The sequence below is a fragment of the Halochromatium roseum genome (genome assembly GCF_016653315.1).
In the GTDB taxonomy this organism is placed as follows: Bacteria; Pseudomonadota; Gammaproteobacteria; order Chromatiales; family Chromatiaceae; genus Lamprobacter; species Lamprobacter roseus.
In genome coordinates this window covers 1-7,385 of the sequence record NZ_NHSH01000008.1, presented here as the reverse complement: position 1 = coordinate 7,385, position 7,385 = coordinate 1, and the positions used below count along the sequence as shown (strand labels likewise).

Below are 7,385 nucleotides of genomic sequence, written 5' to 3'. Positions count from 1 at the left end.
ATTCGGCCCCACCGATGCCCGGCTACGTCAGCAGATCCAAGAGGCCGATGCCGAGACACTGCTGGAGTGGTCCGATCGCATCCTGACCGCAGAAACCCCGGGGGCGGTGTTTCACTGAGCATCGCCAACAACAGCTTGCGGTTGCGGCCCTGTTTGCGCGCCAGTGCCGCGCGCCGATAGCCCGAATGATGGATCGGCACTGGCAAGCGCACCCGCGGCCACTCAGACACCGGCTGCTCATGCACCCGACCTTGGTAGCGCACCCCCGCCGGCAACAGTCGCGGTATCCAGGCCGTACTGGTCTCCACCTGCCCGGCGAGATCAAAGCCGCTGACCACCGGCAGCACGCCGATGAAGTCCGCCGGCTTGGCCGCTTCCGAACGCAGCCGCTCAGCACCCTCGGCCAGGCGCTCATCGGCATCGAGGATCAGGTTCCAGGGGGTGTGCGACTGGGCCAGTGCCGCATTGCGGGCCGCGGCAAAGTCATCGATCCACTCGAAGTGATAGACCTCGGCACCGGCAGCCGTGGCGATCGCCACCGTCTTATCGCTCGAGCCGGTATCAAGCACGATCATCGCATCGACCACTGCGCGCGCACTCTCCAGACAGCCGCCGATCAGCGTTGCCTCATCGCGGGCGATGACGACCAGGGTCAGTCTGGGTGCGTGTCGGGTTGAAGGCATCGGTTCAGGCGGCGGCCTAGCGGAGCGCGTCACCGGACGCAGAGGTTGCTGAGCGCGTGCTCTGGAGAGTATCGCACCCTAAGCGCGCCTGTTCACGCCCTGGAGCCGGTTGAGCGGTGACCTGCCGGTGCTACACTGAGCGCCTACAGAGCGAGGCGCGAAGACCATGGTCACTCAACATTGGACGTTGACTCGCCTGCGTGAGTTTGGCTAAAACCGAGAAGCCTTCGATTTGAGGGAAAGACCGATGTATGCGATAGAGTTCGAGGCGGATCTGAAGGATGGTGTTGTCATGATTCCCGACGATTACAGGTCCCTGAATAACCAGCATGTGCGTGTGCTCATGCTGATTGAAAGCGATCACGGTGATCCAGAGCTGCTCGCTCTTTCAGAGCATTCAGCGGCATCGATCGAAGAATGGCGCGATGCGGCCGAGGATGATGTATGGAAGTAAATCAGGCAGAGGTTGTGCTATGCGAGTTTTACTTTTCTGATCTCAGGCAAAACAAATTGCGGCCAGTTGTTATCTTCAAAAATAACCTGCCATTCAATGATTTCGTCGGAATGCCGGTGAGTAGTAAAGTGGACAGGTTGAATGAAGATGAAATCCTGATTGCTCAGTCAGACTTTCTAGTCGGTCAACTCCCCAAGCGTTCGAAGGTGATGGTGAGGAAAACCTTTGTGATCTCGAAACAGGTCGTTGTGAAAAAATACGGCGCGCTATCTGAAGATTGCTTCTGTCGTCTTCATCAAGCCTTTTGTCGCTATTTTGGTTGCCTATGAGAATGGCCGTACAGTGCTCATCAGTGTTTGGTCCCGGGATATTGTCGCCAATCCGTTGGCGCGTTCGGGCGTCGAGGCCTGATCTCGACCTGCCGCGGCGGCGGGGGCTGAAACAACAGGTCGCTGTGCGGCAGGCTGGCGCGACAGCAAGGCGCTCGCCTGCAGCGCATGCTGATACTGGCGCGCCGCTTCCTCGAAGTCGTCATAGACCTCACAGTTCTTACCCTGCTGATAGTGCAGAGAGGCCTCCTCCGGGCGCTCCGCGAGCATCGCCAACAACAGCTTGCGGTTGCGGCCCTGTTTGCGCTTAAGCGCTGCACGCCGATAGCCGGAGTGGTGGATCGTTACCGGCAGCCGCACCCGCGGCCATTCAGACACCGGCTGCTCATGCACCCGCCCTTGGTAGCGCACCCCCGCAGGCAACAACCTCGGTATCCAAGCCGTACTGGTGTCCACCTGCCCGGCGAGATCAAAGCCGCTGACCACCGGCAGCACGCCGATGAAGTCCGCCGGCTTGGCCACTGCCGCGCGCAGTTGCTCAGCGCCTTCGGCTAGGTGCTCATCGGCATCGAGGATCAGGTTCCAAGGGGTGCGCGACTGGGCCAGTGCCGCATTGCGGGCGGCGGCAAAGTCATCGTTCCATGCAAAGTGATAGACCTCGGCGCCTGCAGCCCTGGCGATCGCCATCGTCTCATCGCTCGAGCCGGTATCGAGCACGACCATCGCATCGACCACCGCGCGTGCGCTCTCCAGACAAGCGCCGATCTGTGCTGCCTCGTCGCGGGCGATGACGACGAGGGTCAGTCTGGGGGGCGTGTCGGGTTGAAGGCATTGGTTCGGGTGGCGGCCTAGCGGAGCGCGTCACCGGACGCAGAGGTTGCTGAACGCGTGCTCTGGAGAGTATCGCAACTAAGCGCGCCTGTTCACGCCCTGGAGCCGGTGGAGCGGTGACCTGCCGGTGCTACACTGAACGCCTACAGAGCGAGGCGCGAAGACCATGGCCACTCAACACTGGACGACGTTTGGACCTTCTTCAGGGGCGCCGATCGCAGGTTTCAGGAAGCCGACCCAAGCAGGCGATGCCCTGGTGATCCGCAATGATGGCCGCTGTGAGCCGCGTTACTGGTCGATCGATCACAAGCTGCTGATTAGCGTTGCGCCGGATGGGTCCTTGAGGCAGTTATCGTGAAGGGTTTTGGCTAGAGTAAGGAATGTCTGATGACCAGTCTACAAACAATTGTCAAACAGCACCAAGCCAGAGCAGCGCATTGGGCGGGTGAATCGGTCGATTGGGGAAAGCGTCGAGAAAAGTGGTTATTGGTGCTTCGGCAGCTGATGGACGCTTTGCGTGCGTCTTTCAAGGATGCGGGTGTGCCCATGGATCAGATCGTGGACACCCGACATCGCCTCACCGAGGAAACACTCGGGGCCTATGAAGCACCGGGGCTGGAGGTCACGATCGGTCGAGACCTTGTGGCCTTCGTCCCGGTTGCGAGCCTGATCATTGGGGGCTATGGACGTGTCGATGTCATTGGACCTCGCGACCAAGTCAAATTGATCGCTGACAGGGCGCAGTCTGCCGATGAAGGGGAGCCTGGGTTGCCTGCCGAGGAGTGTGATTGGGTTTGGTTGGCCTACCCGGATCGGTCGCGCCGGGGTGGGTTTCCACTGGATGAGGCGGGCTTGGCCAACGTGCTTGAGGTGGTGCTGGGTGGGGCATGAAGGAGTCGGTCTTCCCCGACATCGATGGGGCCTTCACTTGGTATATCGCGACCAAGGATGGGCTCCGCGGGCTGCGTGCTGCGATCCAATGCGGTGCCGTGCTCAGTGAAGACATCGTTGACGAACTGTACGGCATGACCCTAGGCGAATGGCAAGATTACTTGCGCCGGCAGACGGTTAAGCACGGGGTCTTGGCCACCTTGGCGTTGTTTGCGGCCTGTGAAGGTGGGTGCTGCTGCGCCTGATGGAGCGCAAATTCGGCCCCGCCGATGTCCGGCTGCGCCAACTATGGTCACGAATCGTTCCTCGTCGTGATCCAGATCTTCAATGGTGATGGCATAAGGATCGTAGAAAACCGCCGCGATTTCGGCAAGGTCTATCCCATGTTTTTGGCGATTGCGTGTGTTTTAACGCGGATCGAACGTGATCTTCATCTGCTCACGCAATCAGGGTTGGTATGGGTGGGGTTTTGCACGAAGGCGGCGGCGGTGCGCTCCGGATCACGATAGTAGCCGAGCGCGATCTGAGGGTGAGCGCTTCGCCCATAGGCGCGAGGGCGGCGCCGGCGAACAGTAACCATCCCTGCACACAAACCCATGGCGGATCAAGCCGATGTGGCAGCGCGTGATCCGGCCGATGTGGCCGCCACGCTCGATCAAACAGCGGCGCCAGCCACCTTCGCGCTCCACGTCGACATCCTGTTCGAGCACAAGAGCCAGACCGACGATTGGGTGTTGCTGCAACTGCTGCGCTACATCGCCTTGCAGGGCGAGGCCTACCGCAAGCAGCATCCCGAGGCCAAGTCCCTGCCGCCGGTCTACCCGCTGGTGCTCTATCACGGCCAGCGCCGCTGGCGCATGCCGAGCGACTTCCACGCCCTGATCTGTCCGCTACCGGAGGCGCTCAAACCCTATGTGCCACAATTCCGTTATGCGCTGCAGGACCTCTCACCGCGCAGCGACGCCGAGATTAAAGGCGATGTGCTGACCCGTCTGGTCCAGTTGGCGCTACGCTGGATCTTCAGCGACCAGCCGCTGGAGCATCTGGAGCGGTTGATCGCCTTGATCGACCAGGTCACCGATCGCGACACCGCGCTACAGAGTCTGGAATCGCTGCTGCGATACGATGTCCAAGGGACACAACGGGTGGAAGAGGATGACGCCCGCCGCTTGTTGGAACAAACCGCACCGGGAGATCCCATTATGCAAATTCGGCCCCACCGATGTCCGGCTGCGCCAACAGATCCAAGAGGCCGATGCCGAGACACTGCTGGAGTGGTCCGATCGCATTCTGACCGCTGAGACGCCGGAGGCCGTGTTCCATTAAGGCGTCGATGCGGTGGTCAGCCGCAGCGATGGCCACTTCGAGCCGCGCTCAGCTGGAGGCTAGCGGGAAGCGATTTCACATGGAAAACACAATGTTTCAGATCGCACTGGCCTGGGATAAACGTAAGGCCGACACGAATCGCGTCAAGCATGGCATCGATTTCGCCATGGCCGCTGAGGTGCTGCGAGATCCGATGGCACTCAGTATTCTGGACCAGGAACATGGTGGGGACGAGGAGCGCTGGTTTACGCTTGGTGCGACAACCGCGGGCCAACTGTTAGCCGTCTCTCACACCTGGCAAGAATACTCCGGTATCGCTTACGTTCGGATCATCTCGGCGCGAGAAGCGACAAGACACGAAAGACGCCAGTACCAAGATAACCCTGTATAAACCCATTATGAATACGACAGACTCAAACGACGAGATTCCCGCCGAGATCGATTTTTCGGCCGGTCAGCGCGGGCGCTTTTATCGGCCGCAAGCACAATGGCATGTGCCGGTCTACCTCAACCCTGAGATCCAGCAGTACTTTCTTCGCCGCGCCGAAGAAAGCGGTCTGGATTTTGACCAATTGATCAATAACCTCTTGCAGAAAGACATGGAATTGCTTGAGACCTTTGCGCCAGGATCGTCGTCGTAAACACGACGCCCGGGCTTCCAGCCGGAGAATCAGGGACGTACCCCTAAATGCCGCGAGCGGCAGGCGGCTCGCCGTTAGGCTGCAATCCGAGTAAAGTCCACCGCCATGGATGAGATCAACAATCCGCACGACGTCTACTTCCGCGAGAGCTTCACCCGGCGCGAGATCGCGCAAGACTTCCTGCGCCAGCACCTGCCGGCTGAGCTGCTTGAGGTGGTGGATCTCGACAGTCTGGAGATCAGCGAGGACAGCTACGTCTCCAAGGAATTGCGCGCGTCGTATTCGGATCTGGTTTATCGGCTGCAATGGCGTGTGCCCGATCAGGCTGATCCAGCGGCGCCCGAGCGGGCTGATCCAGCGGCGTCCGAGCGGGCTGATCCCGCCGCGCCTGAGCGGGTTGATCCCGCCGCGCCTGAGCAGGCATCGGTGCAAGGCGCTCGCCATCCGGTCGCACCATCGCCGTCAGCAGAGCAGGGCGAAGCCGCCCAGGCCATGGCTGATCAAGCCGATGTGGCAGCGCTTGATCCGGCCGATGCGCCCGCCACGCTCGATCAAACAGCGGCGCCAGCCACCCTGGCACTCCACGTCGACATCCTGTTCGAGCACAAGAGCCAGACCGACTATTGGGTCTTGCTGCAACTGCTGCGCTACATCACGCTGCAGGGCGAGGCCTACCGCAAGCAGCACCCCGAGGCCAAGACCCTGCCGCCGGTCTACCCGCTGGTGCTCTATCACGGCCAGCGCCGCTGGCGGATGCCGAGCGACTTTCATGCCCTGATCCGGCCGCTGCCAGAGGCGCCTCAAACCCTATGTGCCACAGTTCTGCTACGCCTTGCAGGATCTCTCCCCGCGCAGTGACGCCGAGATCAAAGGCGATGTGCTGACCCGTCTGGTCCAGTTGGCGCTACGCTGGGTCTTCAGCGACCAGCCGCTGGAGCATCTGCAGCGGTTGATCGCCTTGATCGACCAGGTCGCCGACCGCGACACTGCGCTGCAGATTCTGGAATCGCTGCTGAGATACTATGTCCAAGGGACACAACGGGTGGAAGAGGATGACGCCCGCCGCTTGTTGGAACAAACCGCACCGGGAGATTCCATTATGCAGACCTTTATTGATCGGTATATTGAGCAAGGCCGCGAGCAGGGCATCGAGCAGGGCATTGAGCAGGGCAAAGCCGAGATGCTACTGCGCCTGATGGAGCGCAAGTTCGGTCCCGCCGACGCTCGGCTACGTCAGCAGATCCAAGAGGCCGATGCCGAGACGCTCCTGGAGTGGTCTGATCGCATCCTCACTGCCGAGACCCCGGAGGCGGTGTTTCACTGAGCCGCATGTTGGCCTACTGGCGAACGGCCCCATCGCCTCATCCCGGCGCACCGATGAGATCCCGCTGCCGATGAGGCGCCCCCGCCGATGCGCACGCCTCCATTGACGCGCGCGCCGGTGGCGGTATGGCAGTGATCGGCGTGGCGCGAGCCGTAGGCGGTAGGCGACTGAATGACGGCGCGCTTGGCGCCTTGTTGCTTGAGCAGGTTGAACAGTCGCCCGCGGGTGTCAGGGTGCTTGATCTGGCCGACGGTGATGAGGGCATGGGGTGTTTTGGCGAGCAAGGCCTTCACCGGGCTGCAGCCGCTGTCATCTTGGCTTCCGAGGCGGCTTCGGTTGCCTCGATGAGTCGATGCCCTAGCGGAACGATCAGTGTGGCTCGGGGCATCGTTGATCGAATTTGAACGATCTCGTCATGCCAACTCGTCGCGTAGAGACCTTGATCGAAATTGCGCTGAATCGTTAATAACGAGCGGAGGAAAGGGCTATCGTCATTGGCACCGTAGGTCATCATGGCGCTGAAGTACATCAACGCTTCTGGGTCCAGTGGCTTGATCAGTTTGTCTAGCAGGTAGCTAAGCCTTGCGCGTTCATTCGATTCAAACCAATCGGCCCACAGGATTAAATCCCAGAAGAGATCATCAGGCTCTTTGCAAACCAGGCATTTTACTTTGAAAGGCCCGCGTTCTCGTTCGACGATCTCTAGATTTCTGGCGAGTGTTAAAGCGAGATTGCGCATAGTTGCTCCACGAGCCGACGAGTGGCTTCTAACATCAGAGTAGACTTGTGACCAAATAATAATCGTTTTCTCATTGAAAAACATAGTTATTTTTGAGGTTGGCCAACCCTGCAACGACCAAGATCACCTGATCAGCCATGCGAGTAGCACGATTTCTGAACGTGTTG

14 protein-coding genes are annotated in these 7,385 nt (G+C 60.1%); 10 read left to right on the top strand and 4 right to left on the bottom strand.

The window, feature by feature from the left end; all coding sequences use genetic code 11:
• Window positions 1-683: glycosyltransferase family 2 protein (locus CCR96_RS01040; RefSeq protein WP_201215210.1), on the bottom strand; the 683-nt coding region annotated here is incomplete at its 3' end.
• Between the two features lie 247 nt (window positions 684-930).
• On the opposite strand from CCR96_RS01040, the gene CCR96_RS01035 reads away from it, so the two are divergent.
• Both CCR96_RS01035 and CCR96_RS01030 read left to right on the top strand, forming a co-directional pair.
• Window positions 931-1,137 carry a hypothetical protein gene (locus CCR96_RS01035; protein ID WP_201215208.1) on the top strand — a complete coding sequence of 69 codons (207 nt, stop codon included), beginning with the start codon at window positions 931-933 and terminating at the stop codon, window positions 1,135-1,137.
• Window positions 1,128-1,466 carry a type II toxin-antitoxin system PemK/MazF family toxin gene (locus tag CCR96_RS01030; RefSeq protein ID WP_201215206.1) on the top strand — a complete coding sequence of 113 codons (339 nt, stop codon included), beginning with the start codon at window positions 1,128-1,130 and terminating at the stop codon, window positions 1,464-1,466. The genes CCR96_RS01035 and CCR96_RS01030 overlap by 10 nt, the downstream gene beginning before the upstream one ends.
• Here CCR96_RS01030 and CCR96_RS01025 read toward each other — a convergent pair.
• The gene (locus CCR96_RS01025; protein WP_338035788.1) at window positions 1,461-2,255 is read right to left on the bottom strand and encodes a glycosyltransferase; all 795 of its coding nucleotides are present in this window, start codon (window positions 2,253-2,255) and stop codon (window positions 1,461-1,463) included. The two genes, CCR96_RS01030 and CCR96_RS01025, sit on opposite strands and share 6 nt — an antisense overlap.
• A 588-nt stretch (window positions 2,256-2,843) precedes the next feature.
• Between CCR96_RS01025 and CCR96_RS01020 the strand changes: the two genes are divergently transcribed.
• Together CCR96_RS01020 and CCR96_RS01015 are read left to right on the top strand one after the other, a co-directional pair.
• Window positions 2,844-3,188, top strand: a complete 345-nt coding sequence (locus CCR96_RS01020; RefSeq protein ID WP_201215204.1) for a hypothetical protein — start codon at window positions 2,844-2,846, stop codon at window positions 3,186-3,188.
• Complete coding sequence (locus CCR96_RS01015) at window positions 3,185-3,433, top strand: hypothetical protein (protein WP_201215202.1); 249 nt, start codon at window positions 3,185-3,187, stop codon at window positions 3,431-3,433. Before CCR96_RS01020 ends, CCR96_RS01015 begins: the two co-directional genes overlap by 4 nt.
• On the opposite strand, the gene CCR96_RS25445 is transcribed toward CCR96_RS01015, so the two are convergent.
• Window positions 3,329-3,553: a BrnT family toxin gene (locus tag CCR96_RS25445; protein ID WP_420827241.1), complete on the bottom strand. Its 225-nt coding sequence runs from the start codon at window positions 3,551-3,553 to the stop codon at window positions 3,329-3,331. The two genes, CCR96_RS01015 and CCR96_RS25445, sit on opposite strands and share 105 nt — an antisense overlap.
• On the opposite strand from CCR96_RS25445, the gene CCR96_RS24305 reads away from it, so the two are divergent.
• The 6 genes from CCR96_RS24305 (at window position 3,458) to CCR96_RS00980 (ending at window position 6,479) form a co-directional block, all read left to right on the top strand.
• Window positions 3,458-3,697, top strand: coding sequence for a hypothetical protein (locus CCR96_RS24305; RefSeq protein ID WP_201215200.1), 240 nt, complete (start codon window positions 3,458-3,460; stop codon window positions 3,695-3,697). The two genes, CCR96_RS25445 and CCR96_RS24305, sit on opposite strands and share 96 nt — an antisense overlap.
• A gap of 87 nt (window positions 3,698-3,784) precedes the next feature.
• A complete protein-coding gene (locus CCR96_RS01000) occupies window positions 3,785-4,489 on the top strand; it encodes an Rpn family recombination-promoting nuclease/putative transposase (protein ID WP_201215198.1) in 705 nt (234 codons plus the stop codon).
• A gap of 104 nt (window positions 4,490-4,593) precedes the next feature.
• Window positions 4,594-4,905: a BrnT family toxin gene (locus CCR96_RS00995; protein WP_201215196.1), complete on the top strand. Its 312-nt coding sequence runs from the start codon at window positions 4,594-4,596 to the stop codon at window positions 4,903-4,905.
• Window positions 4,906-4,912: 7 nt separating this feature from the next.
• The gene (locus tag CCR96_RS00990) at window positions 4,913-5,155 is read left to right on the top strand and encodes a hypothetical protein (RefSeq protein ID WP_207191816.1); all 243 of its coding nucleotides are present in this window, start codon (window positions 4,913-4,915) and stop codon (window positions 5,153-5,155) included.
• A gap of 105 nt (window positions 5,156-5,260) precedes the next feature.
• Window positions 5,261-6,013: an Rpn family recombination-promoting nuclease/putative transposase gene (locus CCR96_RS00985; protein WP_201215194.1), complete on the top strand. Its 753-nt coding sequence runs from the start codon at window positions 5,261-5,263 to the stop codon at window positions 6,011-6,013.
• The gene (locus CCR96_RS00980) at window positions 5,967-6,479 is read left to right on the top strand and encodes an RpnC/YadD family protein (protein ID WP_242518278.1); all 513 of its coding nucleotides are present in this window, start codon (window positions 5,967-5,969) and stop codon (window positions 6,477-6,479) included. The genes CCR96_RS00985 and CCR96_RS00980 overlap by 47 nt, the downstream gene beginning before the upstream one ends.
• Before the next feature lie 289 nt (window positions 6,480-6,768).
• On the opposite strand, the gene CCR96_RS00975 is transcribed toward CCR96_RS00980, so the two are convergent.
• Complete coding sequence (locus CCR96_RS00975) at window positions 6,769-7,218, bottom strand: hypothetical protein (protein ID WP_201215192.1); 450 nt, start codon at window positions 7,216-7,218, stop codon at window positions 6,769-6,771.
• Window positions 7,219-7,385: the final 167 nt, after the last annotated feature.

Bases quoted from the DNA above. Each gene is read 5' to 3' on its own strand.
- CCR96_RS01030 (WP_201215206.1), top strand. From the start codon at position 1,128: ATGGAAGTAAATCAGGCAGAGGTTGTGCTATGCGAGTTTTACTTTTCT.
- CCR96_RS01035 (WP_201215208.1), top strand. From the start codon at position 931: ATGTATGCGATAGAGTTCGAGGCGGATCTGAAGGATGGTGTTGTCATG.
- CCR96_RS00975 (WP_201215192.1), bottom strand. From the start codon at position 7,218: ATGCGCAATCTCGCTTTAACACTCGCCAGAAATCTAGAGATCGTCGAA.
- CCR96_RS24305 (WP_201215200.1), top strand. From the start codon at position 3,458: ATGTCCGGCTGCGCCAACTATGGTCACGAATCGTTCCTCGTCGTGATC.
- CCR96_RS01000 (WP_201215198.1), top strand. From the start codon at position 3,785: ATGGCGGATCAAGCCGATGTGGCAGCGCGTGATCCGGCCGATGTGGCC.
- CCR96_RS00990 (WP_207191816.1), top strand. From the start codon at position 4,913: ATGAATACGACAGACTCAAACGACGAGATTCCCGCCGAGATCGATTTT.
- CCR96_RS01015 (WP_201215202.1), top strand. From the start codon at position 3,185: ATGAAGGAGTCGGTCTTCCCCGACATCGATGGGGCCTTCACTTGGTAT.
- CCR96_RS01020 (WP_201215204.1), top strand. From the start codon at position 2,844: ATGGATCAGATCGTGGACACCCGACATCGCCTCACCGAGGAAACACTC.
- CCR96_RS00995 (WP_201215196.1), top strand. From the start codon at position 4,594: ATGGAAAACACAATGTTTCAGATCGCACTGGCCTGGGATAAACGTAAG.
- CCR96_RS00985 (WP_201215194.1), top strand. From the start codon at position 5,261: ATGGATGAGATCAACAATCCGCACGACGTCTACTTCCGCGAGAGCTTC.